Annotated in this window: 12 protein-coding genes; 5 read left to right on the forward strand and 7 right to left on the reverse strand. The window is 66.4% G+C overall.

The window, feature by feature from the left end; translation table 11 throughout:
- Window positions 1–407 precede the first annotated feature (407 nt).
- A complete protein-coding gene (locus IEW49_RS06860; protein WP_188641980.1) occupies window positions 408–3,128 on the forward strand; it encodes an Rne/Rng family ribonuclease in 2,721 nt (906 codons plus the stop codon).
- 39 nt (window positions 3,129–3,167) lie between these two features.
- Here IEW49_RS06860 and IEW49_RS06865 read toward each other — a convergent pair whose 3' ends face one another.
- A complete protein-coding gene (locus IEW49_RS06865) occupies window positions 3,168–3,866 on the reverse strand; it encodes an SDR family NAD(P)-dependent oxidoreductase (RefSeq protein WP_188641981.1) in 699 nt (232 codons plus the stop codon).
- A 229-nt stretch (window positions 3,867–4,095) separates the two neighbouring features.
- Between IEW49_RS06865 and IEW49_RS06870 the strand changes: the two genes are divergently transcribed.
- From IEW49_RS06870 to IEW49_RS06885, 4 genes are all read left to right on the forward strand, one after another.
- Window positions 4,096–4,878: a succinate dehydrogenase iron-sulfur subunit gene (locus IEW49_RS06870; protein WP_188641982.1), complete on the forward strand. Its 783-nt coding sequence runs from the start codon at window positions 4,096–4,098 to the stop codon at window positions 4,876–4,878.
- Window positions 4,879–5,352 (forward strand): PaaI family thioesterase, encoded by a 474-nt coding sequence (locus IEW49_RS06875; RefSeq protein WP_229658114.1) that lies wholly within the window; start codon window positions 4,879–4,881, stop codon window positions 5,350–5,352.
- Complete coding sequence (gene zapE, locus IEW49_RS06880; RefSeq protein ID WP_188641983.1) at window positions 5,349–6,461, forward strand: cell division protein ZapE; 1,113 nt, start codon at window positions 5,349–5,351, stop codon at window positions 6,459–6,461. Before IEW49_RS06875 ends, zapE begins: the two co-directional genes overlap by 4 nt.
- Window positions 6,462–6,541: 80 nt before the next feature.
- Complete coding sequence (locus tag IEW49_RS06885; protein WP_188641984.1) at window positions 6,542–7,240, forward strand: pirin family protein; 699 nt, start codon at window positions 6,542–6,544, stop codon at window positions 7,238–7,240.
- A gap of 11 nt (window positions 7,241–7,251) precedes the next feature.
- Here IEW49_RS06885 and IEW49_RS06890 read toward each other — a convergent pair whose 3' ends face one another.
- The 6 genes from IEW49_RS06890 to IEW49_RS06915 all read right to left on the reverse strand — a co-directional run bounded on the left by IEW49_RS06890 (window position 7,252) and on the right by IEW49_RS06915 (window position 14,963).
- Entirely contained in the window at window positions 7,252–8,181 is a 930-nt protein-coding gene (locus IEW49_RS06890; protein ID WP_188641985.1) for a crotonase/enoyl-CoA hydratase family protein, read from the reverse strand.
- A gap of 182 nt (window positions 8,182–8,363) precedes the next feature.
- Entirely contained in the window at window positions 8,364–10,259 is a 1,896-nt protein-coding gene (locus IEW49_RS06895; RefSeq protein WP_188641986.1) for an XrtA/PEP-CTERM system amidotransferase, read from the reverse strand.
- A 10-nt stretch (window positions 10,260–10,269) separates the two neighbouring features.
- Window positions 10,270–11,817 carry an exosortase A gene (xrtA, locus tag IEW49_RS06900; RefSeq protein WP_188641987.1) on the reverse strand — a complete coding sequence of 516 codons (1,548 nt, stop codon included), beginning with the start codon at window positions 11,815–11,817 and terminating at the stop codon, window positions 10,270–10,272.
- Window positions 11,814–13,010 carry a TIGR03087 family PEP-CTERM/XrtA system glycosyltransferase gene (locus tag IEW49_RS06905; RefSeq protein ID WP_188641988.1) on the reverse strand — a complete coding sequence of 399 codons (1,197 nt, stop codon included), beginning with the start codon at window positions 13,008–13,010 and terminating at the stop codon, window positions 11,814–11,816. Before IEW49_RS06905 ends, xrtA begins: the two co-directional genes overlap by 4 nt.
- A 4-nt stretch (window positions 13,011–13,014) precedes the next feature.
- Window positions 13,015–14,079 (reverse strand): FemAB family XrtA/PEP-CTERM system-associated protein, encoded by a 1,065-nt coding sequence (locus tag IEW49_RS06910; RefSeq protein ID WP_373282483.1) that lies wholly within the window; start codon window positions 14,077–14,079, stop codon window positions 13,015–13,017.
- Window positions 14,076–14,963: an XrtA system polysaccharide deacetylase gene (locus tag IEW49_RS06915; protein WP_188641989.1), complete on the reverse strand. Its 888-nt coding sequence runs from the start codon at window positions 14,961–14,963 to the stop codon at window positions 14,076–14,078. Before IEW49_RS06915 ends, IEW49_RS06910 begins: the two co-directional genes overlap by 4 nt.
- Between the last annotated feature and the right edge of the window lie 4 nt (window positions 14,964–14,967).

Raw genomic sequence — 14,967 nt, forward strand, 5'->3', positions numbered from 1 at the left:
GCAAATTCCGCGCGCGCCGCTATGAACAATGCTTGTGGCACGGACAACGCGCTGCTAGTCCTGCTGACACCGGGGGAAATCCCCGCCGACACAGAATACTCGGCACCGGTCGCGCATTTCCCGCACGGGAGATCGTACCGTCCGCCGCAACAGGTTGATGCAGGTGACTTCAGGAACGATGACCGGAAACAGCGCGCAGGGCCTTGCAGCCCTTGCGGCGTTCGGCACGTCCCGCCTCGCAGACACGCACACCGCCGCCGGATCCTTCCGCGGCTTTTATCCGAACGTCCGGCACCACGCGGCGGCACATGCCCGCCATGCGATGCCGGCCCTCATGACATTGCACCCGCCCGCCCTGCCCCTTGCCCAGCAAGGTGCGCCGCCGTCGGGTGCACGGAGAATATTCAATGCCCACGCGTATGCTAATCGATGCGCGCCACCCGGAAGAAACGCGGGTCGCGGTACTTAAAGGCAACCGGATCGAGGAGTTCGATTTCGAATCCTCCGATCACAAGCAGATCAAGGGAAATATCTACCTCGCGAAGGTGACGCGGGTCGAACCGAGCCTTCAGGCCGCGTTCGTCGATTTCGGCGGCAATCGCCACGGCTTCCTCGCCTTCAGCGAAATCCACCCCGATTATTATCAGATCCCGGCCGAGGATCGTGCCGCGCTGATCGCCGAGGAACAGGAGGCGGCCGAAGAAGAAGCCCGCCTGCGCGCCGAAGAGGAAGAGCGCGGCGAAATGCCGGGCGACGAATACGACGCCGACGACGAGACCGGCGAAAGCCTGGTCGAGGAAATCGCCGAAGATGGCCTCGAGGAAATCGACGGCAGCGAAAAGGACAAGGTCGCCACCCTCGAGGAAGGCGAAGCAGTCGAAGACCACGACGACGATGAAGACGAGGACGACGATTCCGACGAGGATGACGATTCCTCGAACGGTCGCAGGTCCCGCGGTCGCAAGGGCGGTCGCGGCAAGGGTGGCAAGACCGGCAAGGGTCGCCGCCAGGGCCGTGCCCGCGCCAAGGAAGTCGACGAAGTCCGCGAACGTCGCCGCGCGCTGCGTCGCCGCTACAAGATCCAGGACGTCATCCAGCGCCGCCAGGTCCTGCTCGTCCAGGTCGTGAAGGAAGAACGCGGCAACAAGGGTGCCGCGCTGACCACCTATCTCAGCCTCGCGGGCCGTTACACCGTGCTGATGCCCAACAGCAGCAGCGGCGGCGGCATTTCGCGCAAGATCAACAATGCGGGCGACCGCAAGCGGCTGAAAAAGGTCGTCGGCGACCTCAGCCTGCCCAAGACGATGGGCCTGATCGTCCGCACTGCCGGGCTGTCGCGCACCAAGACCGAGATCAAGCGCGACTTCGATTATCTCGCCCGGTTGTGGGACGAGATCCGCGAGAAGACGTTGGGCTCGGCCGCGCCCGCGCTGATCCATTCGGACAGCGATTTGATCAAGCGCGCGATCCGCGACGTCTACAATCGCGAGATCGAGGAAGTGCTGGTCGAGGGCGAGGAAGGCTACAAATCGGCCAAGGCCTTCATGAAGCTGCTGATGCCGAGCCATGCGCGCCGGGTGAAAGCCTATTCGGACCCGGTCCCGCTGTTCCAGCGCTACGGCGCCGAAGACCAGCTGCGCGCGATGTACGACCCGCAGGTCCAGCTCAAGTCGGGCGGCTATCTGATCATCAATCCGACCGAGGCGCTGGTCTCGATCGACATCAACTCGGGCCGTTCGACCAAGGAGCACGGGATCGAGGCGACCGCACTCCACACCAACCTCGAGGCGGCCAAGGAAATCGCCCGCCAGCTGCGCCTGCGCGACATGGCCGGGCTGGTCGTGATCGACTTCATCGACATGGATTACAATTCCAATGTCCGGAAGGTCGAACGTGCGATGAAGGACGCGCTCAAGAACGATCGCGCGCGGATCCAGGTCGGCCGCATTTCCGGCTTCGGCCTGATGGAGATGAGCCGCCAGCGCCTGCGCACCGGCGTGCTCGAGGCGACCACCCGCGAATGCCCGCATTGCGACGGCACCGGCCTCGTCCGCACCGCCTCAAGCTCGGCACTCAGCGCGCTGCGCCTGATCGAGGACGAGGCGGCCAAGGGCAAGGGCACGGTGATCAAGCTCTATGCGAGCCAGGAAGCCACGATCTACCTGCTCAACGACAAGCGCGGCGACCTGGCCGAAATCGAAGAACGCTATGGCGTCACCGTCCATGTCGTGCCCGAGGGCGAGGACGAAGGCGCCAAGATGCGGGTCGAAAGCGCGGGCCCCAAGCCAGCCTCACGACCGAAATTCGAGCCGATCGTCGAAGATGACGAGCCCGAAGACGACATCATCGAAGACGATTTCGAAGACGAGGACGAGGAAGACGATCGTCCGAAGAAGAAGTCGCGCAGCCGTGGCGGTCGCGGCCGCAACAAGCAGCGCGGCGGCAAGCCAGACAAGACACAGGATGACGGCGACGACGTCGAAGACGACAATTCCGGCGAACGCGGGAGCGACGACGATGAAGACGGCGAAGGTCGTCCGAAGAAGCGCCGTCGGCGTGGGCGTCGGGGCGGTCGCGGACGTGGTCGCAAGAAGGATACGCCGACGGGTGAAGACGCCGAGAACCTCGAGCAGGTGAGCGAGCAGCTCGACGACGATATCGCGGTCGTGGCCGGTCCCGAGGACGAACCCGTCGCCGCAGAAGCCGCGGCCAAGGAAGACAAGCGGAAGCGCACGCGTCGCAAGCCCGCGGCCAAGAAGTCCGACAAGGGCGGCGAGGAAGCGGCCGAAGACGCCAAGCCCGAGGAGAAGCCCAAGCGCACCCGTCGCAAGAAGGCCGACGACGCCGAGGTCGCTCCCGCGCCCGAGGAGAAGCCGAAGGCGAAGCGCGCTCCGCGCAAGACGAAGGCCGATACCGAAGATGCCCCGGCCGAGGACGCCAAGGCCGAGGAAAAGCCCAAGCGCGCGCGCAGGAAGCCTGCGGCCAAGAAGGCCGATGCCGAGCCGACCGCGAAGAAACCCGCCGCCCCGGTGGCCGAAGCGCGCGAAACCGAAAGCGCCGCAGCGACGGTGGAAGACAAGCCCGCCAAGCCGCGCCGCGGCTGGTGGCAGCGCACTTTCGGGGAGTGATCCGGCTGGGAGGGCGCGTCGCGAGGCGCGCCCTCCCCGCTAGTAAGGCAAACGCTCGCCGTCGAAGGCGATCAGCGATCCACTGTCCTGCGGCGTCACCGCGTCGATTACCGCCAGCAGGTCGCGCGCCGCCTCTTGCGGAGGCCGCACCTGGCCCTCGGGCAGGCCCTGCTGGAACGGTTCGCTGAGCGCGGTGTCGACCGTGCCCGGATGCAGCGCGACGACCGCCGCCTGCTTGTGCGTGCGGGCGAGCTCGATCCCGAAATTCTTGACCAGCATGTTGAGCGCGGCCTTGCTCGCGCGGTAGGAATGCCATCCGCCGAGACCGTTGTCGGCGATCGACCCGACCTTGGCGGAAATCGCCGCGAACACGCCGCGCGCCTTGCGCGGTAGCAACGGAAGCGCGTGCTTGGCGATCAGCGCGGGCAGCACGGTGTTGATCCGCAGCACCTCGCCCATCGCCGCCGCGTCGAGCGCGCGATAGCTCTTTTCGGGACCGGTGCCGCCGGGCAGGGTCAGAACCCCGCTCGCCACGATGACCAGCGTTGCCTCGCCGACCCGCGCGAGTTCGCCTGCCAGCCAGTCCTCGTCGAACGGATCGCCGACATGCGGGACCACGGTTTCGAGTCCGGGCATTGGGGTGCGCGAAAAGGCATGGACCGCCTCGCCGCGCGCTGCCAGCGCCTCGACCAGCGCCGCGCCGATCCCGCCATTTCCACCGAAAACCATTGCCGTCATCTATCGCTGTCCTCCAACCGTCCGGTGTCGTATCTCTGACGCATGGGCCCCGGTTTCTATCCGCTTGGCTTCGGGAAAATCGATGGCGTTGATCGGTGAGATAAATTGTCCCCCCGAGTGTGGTCCAAGCGGTCCGTATCTCCCCTGCGCGTATCTCTCCGCCCTCCCCCTTGCCGCGCTGGCCACAGGCGCTAGATAGGGCCGCACCCGCAAGGATTCCGGATAGATCATGGCTACTTTCACGCTCCCGAAGAACTCGAAGATCCGCAAGGACGGCAAGACCTACAAGGCCGAGGGCGCAAAGCGTGTGCAATCGTTCAAGATATATCGCTACGATCCCGACAGCGGCGAGAACCCGCGTTACGACACGTTCGAGATCGATCTCGACGATTGCGGGCCGATGGTCCTCGACGCGCTGTTCAAGATCAAGAACGACATCGATCCGACGCTGACCTTCCGCCGCTCGTGCCGCGAGGGCATTTGCGGGTCGTGCTCGATGAACTTGAACGGCAAGAACGGCCTCGCCTGCACCACCGCGATCGAGGATCTGAAGGGCGAGATTCGCATCACCCCGCTGCCGCACATGGAAGTGGTCAAGGACCTGGTCCCCGATTTCACGTATTTCTACGCGCAATACGCCTCGATCCGCCCGTGGCTGCAGACCGTCAGCCCAACGCCCAATGGCAAGGAGCGGCTGCAATCGCCCGAACAGCGTGAACAGCTCGATGGCCTCTACGAATGCATCCTGTGCGCCTGCTGCTCGACCGCGTGCCCGTCCTACTGGTGGAATTCGGACAAGTTCCTCGGTCCCGCGATCCTGCTTCAGGCCTATCGCTGGATCGCCGACAGCCGCGACGAGATGACCGGCGAGCGGCTGGCCGAGCTCGAAGACCCGTTCAAGCTCTATCGCTGCCACACGATCATGAATTGCGCGAATGTCTGTCCCAAGGGCCTCAGCCCGGCCAAGGCGATCGCCGAGATCAAGAAGCTCGAGGTGGAGCGCACCGCGTAAGTGAGCGATTCACCGCCGTCGTTCATCGATTACCGCGCTCTCCCGGAAAGCGAGACCGGCGAGCCCGGCTGGCATAGCTGGAACCTCGAGGACACTACCCGCTACAATACCGCCGTGCTCGGCCCGATGTGGGTCCGGCGCGAGGACGAGCAGTGCCGGTTGCGGATGTTCCCACAGCGCCACCACACGAACCTGGGCGACAACATCCACGGCGCGACCACGCTCGGCCTGATCGACATTGCGCTGTTCGCGACGATGCACGTCCTCGGAAGCGGGCATGACGGGTTCGCAGTGACGGTCGAACTCTCGACCCAATTCGTCGGGGCCGGCGATCCCCAACGCCCGCTCGATGCGGTCAGCGAGATCGTGCGCGAGACCGGCAGCATGCTGTTCGTGCGCGGGACCGCGCTGCAGGACGACGACGTCGTCGCGAGCTACTCGGGGATCGTCCGCAAGCTGAAATCGCAGGCATGAGCGGAATGCTCGCCGAGTACGAGGCGCTCGTCGCGCGCGGCGAATTGCAGCCCGATGCGGACCAGCGTGCCGCCGCCGAACGGCTCGAAGCGCTCCAGCGCGCACTCGAAAGGGGCGGCGAAGGCGGCTTCTTCGGCAGGCTGCTCGGTCGCGCGCCGCAGGCCCCGCGCGGCGTGTATATGTGGGGCGGGGTCGGTCGCGGGAAGTCTATGCTGATGGACCTGTTCGTAGCCACGCTCGGGATCGAGCAGAAGCGGCGAGTCCACTTCCATGCCTTCATGCTGGAAGTCGACGCGATGATCCGCGAGGAGCGCGAACAGCAGGCCCAAGGCCCTGTGGGGCGCGTCGCGAAGCGGATCGCGGCCGATGTCCGCTGCCTCGCATTCGACGAAATGGTGGTCAACAACACCGCCGACGCTGCGATCATGGCGCGCCTGTTCACCGCTCTGATGGTCGATGAAGGCGTAACGGTGGTCACGACCAGCAACCGCCCACCGCGCGATCTCTACAAGGACGGCCTCAATCGCTCGCTGTTCCTGCCCTTCATCGACCTCGTGCTGGAACGGCTCGACGTGTTGCCGCTGAACGGTCCGACCGACTACCGGCTCGACCGGCTGGGCAGCATCGCAGCCTGGCACACCCCGCTGGGCGATGCGGCGACCGCGCAGGTCCGCGAAGCCTTCTTCCGCCTCACCGACTACAAACCCGAAGATGCCGCGCATGTCCCGTCCTGCGAGCTCGAGCTGGGTGGCGGTCGCACCCTGCACGTCCCCAAGGCGCTGAAGGGTGTCGCCGTGTTCAGCTTCAAGCGGCTGTGTGGCGAAAATCGCGGCGCGTCGGACTATCTGGCGATCGCGCGCGAATTCCACAGCGTGATCGTTGTCGGGATCCCGCAAATGGGCCCCGAGATGCGCAACGAGGCGATCCGCTTCACCAAGCTGGTCGACGCGCTCTACGAGCTTCGAGTCAAGCTGTTCGTCACCGCCGATGCCGAGCCAGAAGCCCTTTACGTCTCCGGCGACGGCGCGTTCGAATTCGACCGCACCGTGAGCCGCCTGAAGGAGATGCAGAGCGCCGACTACATGGCTCTCGGCCACGGCGAAGACTGAAACCCTCTTGCGGTCCGAAGCCGGGCCACTACATTATCGATAATTCCGGCGTAAACACCTCGCCGATGCAGGAAAAACCGATGATCGATATCCGTCCGTTCGATAGTCTGGGCCACGCCGACCATGGCTGGCTCGATGCCCGCCATCACTTCTCCTTCGCCAATTACCACGACCCCGAGCGCATGGGCTGGGGCGCGATTCGCGTGTGGAACGACGATACGATCGCGGCGCGTTCGGGCTTCCCCCCGCACCCGCATCGCGACATGGAAATCGTCACTTTCGTGCGGACCGGGGCGATCTCGCACAAGGATTCGCTCGGCAACCAGGGCCGCACCGCCGCGGGAGACGTGCAGGTGATGAGCGCCGGCACCGGCATCACCCATGCCGAGTACAATCTCGAGGACGAGGCGACGACGTTGTTCCAGATCTGGATCATGCCGACCCGCACCGGCGAAGCGCCCGGCTGGGGCCAGCGCGAATTCCCGAAGGCAGGCCGCGAGGGCGGTTTCGAAATCCTCGCCAGCGGCACGCCCGATGAAGACGGCGCGCTACCGATCCGCACCGATGCCAAGGTTGTCGCGGCAACGCTCAAAGCGGGACAGTCGGCCGAATGGCGCACCGACGGTTCGCGCCATCAATACCTCGTCGCGCCGACTGGCCGGATCCGGGTCAACGGCGTCGAGGCGCAACCGCGCGATGGTGTTGCCGTGACGGGTGAAGACACGATCACGGTCGAGGCGCTCGGCGACGCCGAAGTGGTGATGGTCGACGCCCGCTGAGGGCTTGCCGGTCAGGCGGCGCGCGACCTGTCGGCCAGCCGCGACTGGGCCGAGGCGAGCCGCTGCATCAGCTTGAGATCGCTCGGCGAGAGATCGAGCGCGGCATCGGCCCACAGGTCGACGATCTGGCAGAGCTCCGCCAGTGGGGTCGGGGCCGAAATGCGCGTCGCTTTCTTGGCCGCGACCAGGCCGGGATGGCGGCGCTCGGACTTGACCATGAACTCGCGGGCCGCCTCGACGCCCTGCCCGTCCTCGACCAGCACGTCGACGATGCCGAGATCGTACATCTGCTCGGCGTTCCACGTCTCGTTCGAGAGGATCAGGCGGTCGGCCATCGCCGAGCCCAGTTTGCGCGTGAGGATGGCGTGCGCGCCCATGCCGGGGAACAGGCCGAACATAATCTCCGGCAGGCCGAAGGTCGCGCTGCGTTCGGCGATGATGAAATCGAAGCTGAGCAGCGCCTCGAACCCGCCGCCGAGCGCCTGCCCCTGGACTAGTCCGATCGTGATCAGCGGCAGGTCGAGCGCGCGGATATTGCGTTCGAGGATGCGCACGCAGCGATAACCGTAATGGCGCAGGCCGTCCCGATCGCCGCGCCGGATCAGCTGGGCGAAAAGCTCGAGGTCGCCGCCGAAGCAGAACACGCCGGGCGCACGACTGCCGAGCAGCAAATAGCGCAGTGGCAGCTTCTCCGGCCCGAAATTCCGGCCGATCAGGTCCTGCCAGCGCTCGAAATCGCCGAGCATCGGCGGGGTGAAGCTGGGCCGCCCGGTGGGACGCATGAAGGTCCACAGCGCAGCGATCTTGTCATCGTAGAGAACGTCGAGCTCGTCGAGCGACGTCAGCGCTTCGGGCACGGCAAGACGCCGGTTCGCCCGTTCGATCAGCGCATCGGCACCATTCGGCTTGGCGTTCGCAAAGACCGGCTTGGTTTCGCGCATGTCGTTCCCCATTCCATCCATGGCGATCTCCGATCTGCCTGGCCCGCTGGACAAGACCGCCGATACACGCTGCGATCCCGACTTAGATGCCCCAAGGCTATTCTTTACGGAGTCGTCATGGCAAGGAAAAATTAACCAAGACTTTGGAAGTGTGCCAAAATCAGGCAATTACTTTCGGAAAATTAGCGCGGATCGATCCGCGACAGGGCTTTTTCGAGCATCAACATCTGCCACAGAACGCGCGAATTATCGGCGCGACCCGCAATATGTTGTTCGACGAGGCGTGAAAGCGGTTTCTCCTGAAACCAAGCGGTGCGCGAAAGCCACGACCCGCGCGCAATCTTGCGCGCCTCCTGCGCCAGGGGGCCCCGCAGCCAGTGCGCGATCGGTGTCACGAAGCCCTGCTTGCGTCGGTAGAGGATGTCGTCGGGCAGGTAGCGCTGCATCGTTTTCTTGACCAGCCACTTGCCCTCGCCTCGACGCAAACGGTGCCGTTGCGGCAGGCGCGCGCCGAATTCCACAAGGCGATGGTCTAGCAAGGGTTCGCGCGCCTCGAGCCCGGCCGCCATGCTCGCGCGATCGACCTTGGTCAGGATGTCGCCCGGCAGGAAGAACTTGAGATCGGCATATTGCGCGGCATCGAGCCCGGTTCGAGCGGGCGCATTGCGCATCATCTCCTCGACTACGGTTTCGGCGCGGTAATCGCCGCGCGCGCGGTCGAAGTCCTCGGTAAAGAGCGAGGCGCGCACCGCCGGCGGCGTGACCCCGACCGCCCGGGCATAGGCCGCCGCGCCATCGCCGGCGAGCGACTGCAGGGTCGATTTGGCGCGCAGCTTCTGGGGCAGCCAGTCGGCCCTGGGATAGAGATTCCCGAGGGTGCCGAAGAGCGGCTCGCGCAGGCTCCCCGGCAATATTGCTCGGACCCGTTCCTCGGCCGCGTGGAACTTGTGCCGTCGATAGCCCGCAAATGCTTCGTCCGCGCCGTCACCCGAGAGCGCCACCTTCACGTGCTCCCGCGCAAGCGTCGAGACCGCGAGCGTCGGCAATGCCGAAGCATCGGCGAACGGCTCGTCGTAAATCCCCGCGAGGCGATCGACCGCCGACCAGTCGTCTGGCGAGACCGTCCGCGCGTGGTGATCGGTTCCGAACAGTTCGGCGACCTTGCGGGCATGTGCGCTCTCGTCGAGCGCGGCGACATCGAAGCCGATCGAACAGGTCGTCGCCGGCGCAGCGCTCGCTTCTGACATCAGCGCGACGACAGAGGAGCTGTCCACCCCGCCCGAGAGGAACGCGCCTAGCGGCACGTCCGCCACCATCCGGCTCCCTACCGCCTCGCGCATCAGGTGGAGCAGCTCGGCCTCGAGGTCGTCGCTCTTCCCGCGCGCCTTCTCCGCGAAACTGACGTCCCACCATTTGCGCTGCGCGGGCAGCGCTGCGTCGTGACCGGCCAGCAGGAAGTGTCCCGGCAGCAGCTTGCGGACGTGCTTCAGGATCGAGCGGTGCTCGGGCACGAAGCCCCAGGCGAGATAGTCCTCGACCGCCAGCGGATCGACTTCGCGCGGGAGCAAGGGATGCGCGAGCAGCGCCTTCATCTCGGATGCGAAGGCGATGCTACCGTCGGGCAGGTCGGCGATGTAGAGCGGTTTCACCCCCAACCGGTCGCGCGCGAGGAAGATTTGCCGCTGGTCGAGGTCGTAGATCGCGAAGGCGAACATGCCGTGCAACCGCTGCAGGCAATCGGGGCCCCAGCGCTGCCAGGCGGCGAGGATGACCTCGCTGTCGCCATCGGTGCGGAAGCGCGCGCCCTGTTGCTGCAATTCGCGCCGCAGCGCCCGGTAGTTGTAGATTTCGCCGTTGAAGGTGAGCATCGCGCGACCGTCGGCCGAGGGCATCGGCTGCGGCGATCCTTCGAGGTCGATGATCGACAGCCGGCGATGGCCGAGCCCGACCCCGGGCGCGGTCCACACCCCCGAGCCATCGGGACCGCGATGCTCCAGGGCATCGCACATCCGCTCGACCCGCGCGGGATCGACCGGCTTGGGCGTGCCATGATGAAAAATCCCCGCGATCCCGCACATGGGCGTTCGCCTAGCCGCCCGCCGTCAAGCGGTCCAGCCATGTCCCGAGCGGACCGGTCGCTTCGCGGAAATCGGCGATAATGGCCGCCGCCTCGTCAGGGGCGCGGGTCTCGGGCGACAGCACCAGCATCGTTACCGGGCGCGGATCGAGCAGCAGGCGATCGCGCATCGCGGCGAGCTTGAGCGCGGCGCGGCTGCCGGTCAGCCGGTCGCCGACCCGGTAGAAGGTCGCGGCAGCGCGGCCCTGTCTTCCCGCGCCGAGCAACATCTCGCTCTTGGCGTCGGCGATCGGGGCGCCCGCACCGTTGAACGCCCAGTCGGACGCAGGATCGAGCGCGCCCTGCCCGAAGGCGCCGGGCTCGGCACCTTCGCGCTGCGCGGCATAGAGCGCGACGAACACGTCGAGCGTCCGGCCTTGCCCGTCGCGATAGCGGCCGAGCAGGCGATGCTGCGCCCCCGCGGCCTTCGGCTCCCACGCCAGCGCGGGCGCGTAGTCGATCTGCTCCCACCCCTCGACCGCGGGGAGATCGATCCGTTCGGGTACCGACGCTTCCATCGCATTGGCGGCACCGGCCCAGAGCTGCACCGCAAGGACGATTGCACCCGTCGCCAGCAGCAGGCGCAGAGGTCGCGCCTGCCCGCGCGAGAGTGGTCCGAGATCGCGTGCTGCGATCGCCTCGGCATCGATCATCGGGTCGTCGGCCTCGCGATCGAAGAACTTCCACGACAGCGCGAGCACCAGCACCAGCACCAGCGCGAAGAACACCCAGCCATAGACGATGTGATCGAACCCGGCGGCGAACTCGACGCCTTGCGACTGCGCGATATAGATCGTGCCCCAGGCGCGGATCCCGTTTGCGACGATCGGCACCACCACGGCAAAGGCCATGAAGCCCGCGCGGCGCCACCAGCTCCGGAAGAACAGGTTCGCGACGAAGGTGGCGAAGGCGACCATCGCGACGAGGAACTTGACCCCCGAGCACGCCTCGGCGACCTCGAACACCCCGACCGGGGTTTCGATGAATACCCCGTCGATGATCGCGGGCACGCCGCTCGCATGGACGAGGCCGATCGAGATTTCGGCGGTGATCATCTGCAGCGCGGGCACCAGTTCGTCGCCGAACGGAACGAGGAACATGAGGTAGGCCAGCGGGAACAGCAGGCCGAGCGTCACGCGCGGCCCGAGCAGCGCGACGGCGCTCGCCGGCAGCAAGGCCACGGCGCCGAAATGGCGGAAGAGGTTGAAGCCCGAAAACGCGCCCAGAAGCCAGACGAGCGCCGCGCCGCCGACGAGGACCAGGCCAGGCCACCAAGCATGCGGTTCCAGCTGACGCAATTGCGGCCAACGCAGGCTCACCAGCCAGGCCGAGATGAGCGGCACGAACAGGATGTGGTTGTAGGTCGAGGCGTTCCACCACTGGTCGGCCATGTCGGCCCAATCGGGCATGAACAGGACGATCAGCGCGAGCCAGCTCGCCACGAGCCGCGCGGCGGGGCCACGCCATGTAGCGGGCAGGCTATCCCAGATGGCGCGGCGGCGGGCGGCGAGCTCGCTCATGCCGGTGCCTCCCTGCCCATCAATCCGGGAAGCGCCGCCAGCGCCGATTCCCAGCTCGCGTGCTCGACCACCCAGCGACGCGCGTTACTGCCCATCTCCCGGCCGCGCGGCAGGTCGACCGCCAAACGATCGATCGTCGCGGCGAATTCCTCGTCGCTGCGGGCGATCGCGAAATCGCGCCCGTCTTGCGCGGGTATTCCCGTAGCTGCACCCTCGCTTAGGACACAGGGCAGTCCCATCGCCATCGCCTCGAGCACCTTGTTCTGTACCCCGCGCGCAACTTCGAGCGGGATGACGGCAATATCCGCCCCCCACAGATAATCCCGGATATCGGCAACCGCACCCCATACGCAGACATGCTCGCTTTTGAGAGCGCGGACTTCCGGTGTTGGATCGCGGCCGACGATGTGGACCGATACCTCTTCGCGCAGTAGCGGATGGATGCGCTTCGCCAGGCGTTCCGCGGCGGCGACGTTGGGCGGATAATCCATCTGGCCGGTAAAGATCAGCCGCGGAATCTCCTTCCCGACCAGCGGGTTCACCTTCACCCGCGCCGGATCGAACAGCACCGTGTCGATCCCGTTGCGAAGCACGCGGATATCGGCGTCGCACCCCTCGGGCAGGCGCTCGCGGAACAGTGCGGCCTCTTCCTCGGTCACGAGCAATGCGTGATCGGCGCGGGCGGCGAATTCCGCTTCGAGCGCCCGCAGCTTTTCTGCCTCTCGCCGCCAGATCGGTGCCATCGCGCCGCCATCCTGGGCATAGGCTTCGAACTTGGCACTATCGACGTCGACGAAATCGACCACCAGCCGCCCTTCGAAGCGATCGGGCAGGTATTGGGTCATCTGGCCCGAGAATACGTAGATCGCGTCGACCTGCCGCGTGGCGAGCGTGCGTTGGACCCAGCGCCGGAGCTTGCGTGACCCGAAGGTCGCCTCGCTCACCGGGCGTCCGGTCGCAAGCGCCCTGAACCCGTCGAGGGGCAGCGCCCCCTTCCGGTCGGCGAGGCAATGACTTTCGGCGACCGCTGCCAGCTCCTGCTCCTGCGCCCGGTCGGCGGCGTTCTCGGCGAGGCAACCGACATGGACCGGCGCGAGCTTGGCCAGCGCCTTCAGGACATGGTGCGAGCGAATCTTGTCACCGCGGTTCGGCGGAAACGGGATCCGATGCGCGAGGAAGAGGATGTCACCCATCGCGTCAGGCCAGCCCGGTGGCGATCCACGGACCGATCCGGTTCGCCACGGGGAGCGGTAGCTTCCGCCACAACCGGATCGCGAGCCCGTGCTTCTCGCTCGTCGGATCGGCATCGCGGCGTTCGGCACCCGGCGCGGTCCAGCTGGCGTAGGACAGCGGTTCGGGCTCAAACCCCCAGTTCTTCTTGAACGCGAAGGGCCCGCTGCCGGTCTTCGAGCGACCGAAATCGAAGCGTGTACAGCCGCGGCTCCGGGCATGCCGCATCAGCTCGAAATACATTCGTTCGTTGGCACGCAGGTTCCGGGCTGCCCAGGTCCCGCCCCCCCAATAGGGCATGACCGTGCCGCGATGGTAGAAGCTCAGCACGCTGGCGACCGGCTCGTCCTGGTGCCGGACGGTGAGGATATCGGCATCGTCGCCGAAGCGGTCGAGCATCTCTTCGAAGAGCGCGCGCGGGAAGACCGGCGTACCGAGATTGCGGACGCTGGTCGCATAGACCGCGTAATGCGCATCGCGCTCGCGCCGTCCGCTGCCGATCTCGATCGCGAAGTCCTGCTTCAATCCCTTGCGGATTTCGGCGCGCTGCTTGCGCGGGATGGCGAGCAGTTCGGCCTCTTCGTCGGCGGCGAGGTCGCGTGCGAAATTGGCATGGCTGTCGGTGCGGATCGACCAGCCGGCGCGCGTTTGCGGCATGGCACCGCCGCGCAATTCGACCGTCGGGCAGTTTTCGCGAAGCGCCAGCTCCTCGAGCGCGGCGAAGAACGGCGCCGGGCGCGCGTCCGCGCGCAGCAGCACACCGCCCCCGACCCCGAAGCCAGAGGCGGCGATCATGCGTCCGAAGACCGGCGAGTGGATAATGTTGAACGGCACGACCCCCGCGACGCCCTGTGCATCTTCGGCCACCAGCACCTCGGCGCGGTGTCCGGTCGCGGCCTCGACCGCCCGCGACCAGGCAGGGCGGTGGAACAGCTGTGCGGCAGGATGATCGGCCACGAAACGCGCGGCGGCCGCATCGTCCGGATCGGCGATCCGGAGCGCGCAGCTATCGGCGGCGAACGGCATGGTCACGCCGCCAGGTCGGTCGCGCGCCCGGCCTCGCGCGCGGCGAGCACGTCCATCCGTCCCCAGTGAAATTCGCGCACCAGCTGGCGCAGCTTGTCGCCCATCTTGTCGAGATTGGTGTAGTGGCGCAGCTTCGATTTGAGCGGTGCGCCCTCGAGCCGCGGCTGGCCCGGATCGATTTCCCACGGGTGGAAGTAGAAGACCGCGGGGCGGTTCTCGCGCCGGTTGACCTGGCGGATCGCCCAGCGCGAAAAGGCATAGGGCAGCACTCGAAAGAAGCCGCCGCCACCCGCGGCGAGGCGTCGCCCGGCGAATTCGGCGGTCGTGACGGGGATCTCGACGAGGTTCGAATAGGCCAGCGGGCGGAAGGCGAAGCGCGGGGCCTCGCGCCAGCCATAGTGATCGTGCACCACCGGCGCGACCGAGGAACTGTAGGCGTAGCCCTGTTCGGCCAGCACCATGTAGGCCCACGGGGTGCGCGCATCGATCGAGAAGCTTGGCGCGCGGTAGCCGGTCACCGCAAACCCGGTCGCGTCCTCGAGCACGGCCTTGGTCCGTTTCAGGTCCTCGGCGAATTCTTCCTTGGTCAGCGTGAAAACGCGCGCATGATCCCAGCCGTGGCTGGCGATCTCGTGGCCGTGTTCGGCGATCCGGCGCATGACGGCCGGATGCCGCTTAGCGACCCAGCCCAGCGTGAAGAAGGTCGCCTTGACCTCGGCCTCGTCGAACATTTCGAGGATCGCGTCGACATTGCGTTCGACCCGGTCGCCGATTTCGCCCCAGTCGCCGCGATCGATCACGTTCTCGAACGCGCCGACCTGAAACCACTCCTCGACGTCGACGGAAAGTCCGTTGGTCGGCCCGGTCGGAGAGTGGCGCGGCGTGTCCATGGCT

The organism is Pseudoblastomonas marina (genome assembly GCF_014641655.1).
GTDB classification, from domain to species: domain Bacteria; phylum Pseudomonadota; class Alphaproteobacteria; order Sphingomonadales; family Sphingomonadaceae; genus Alteriqipengyuania_A; species Alteriqipengyuania_A marina.

What these genes read in the sequence shown, in the direction of transcription:
- IEW49_RS06890 (WP_188641985.1), bottom strand. Translation starts at nt 8,181, where the DNA reads ATGCGCGAAACCAAGCCGGTCTTTGCGAACGCCAAGCCGAATGGTGCC.
- xrtA (WP_188641987.1), bottom strand. Translation starts at nt 11,817, where the DNA reads ATGAGCGAGCTCGCCGCCCGCCGCCGCGCCATCTGGGATAGCCTGCCC.
- IEW49_RS06895 (WP_188641986.1), bottom strand. Translation starts at nt 10,259, where the DNA reads ATGTGCGGGATCGCGGGGATTTTTCATCATGGCACGCCCAAGCCGGTC.
- IEW49_RS06860 (WP_188641980.1), top strand. Translation starts at nt 408, where the DNA reads ATGCCCACGCGTATGCTAATCGATGCGCGCCACCCGGAAGAAACGCGG.
- IEW49_RS06915 (WP_188641989.1), bottom strand. Translation starts at nt 14,963, where the DNA reads ATGGACACGCCGCGCCACTCTCCGACCGGGCCGACCAACGGACTTTCC.
- IEW49_RS06885 (WP_188641984.1), top strand. Translation starts at nt 6,542, where the DNA reads ATGATCGATATCCGTCCGTTCGATAGTCTGGGCCACGCCGACCATGGC.
- IEW49_RS06870 (WP_188641982.1), top strand. Translation starts at nt 4,096, where the DNA reads ATGGCTACTTTCACGCTCCCGAAGAACTCGAAGATCCGCAAGGACGGC.
- zapE (WP_188641983.1), top strand. Translation starts at nt 5,349, where the DNA reads ATGAGCGGAATGCTCGCCGAGTACGAGGCGCTCGTCGCGCGCGGCGAA.
- IEW49_RS06865 (WP_188641981.1), bottom strand. Translation starts at nt 3,866, where the DNA reads ATGACGGCAATGGTTTTCGGTGGAAATGGCGGGATCGGCGCGGCGCTG.
- IEW49_RS06905 (WP_188641988.1), bottom strand. Translation starts at nt 13,010, where the DNA reads ATGGGTGACATCCTCTTCCTCGCGCATCGGATCCCGTTTCCGCCGAAC.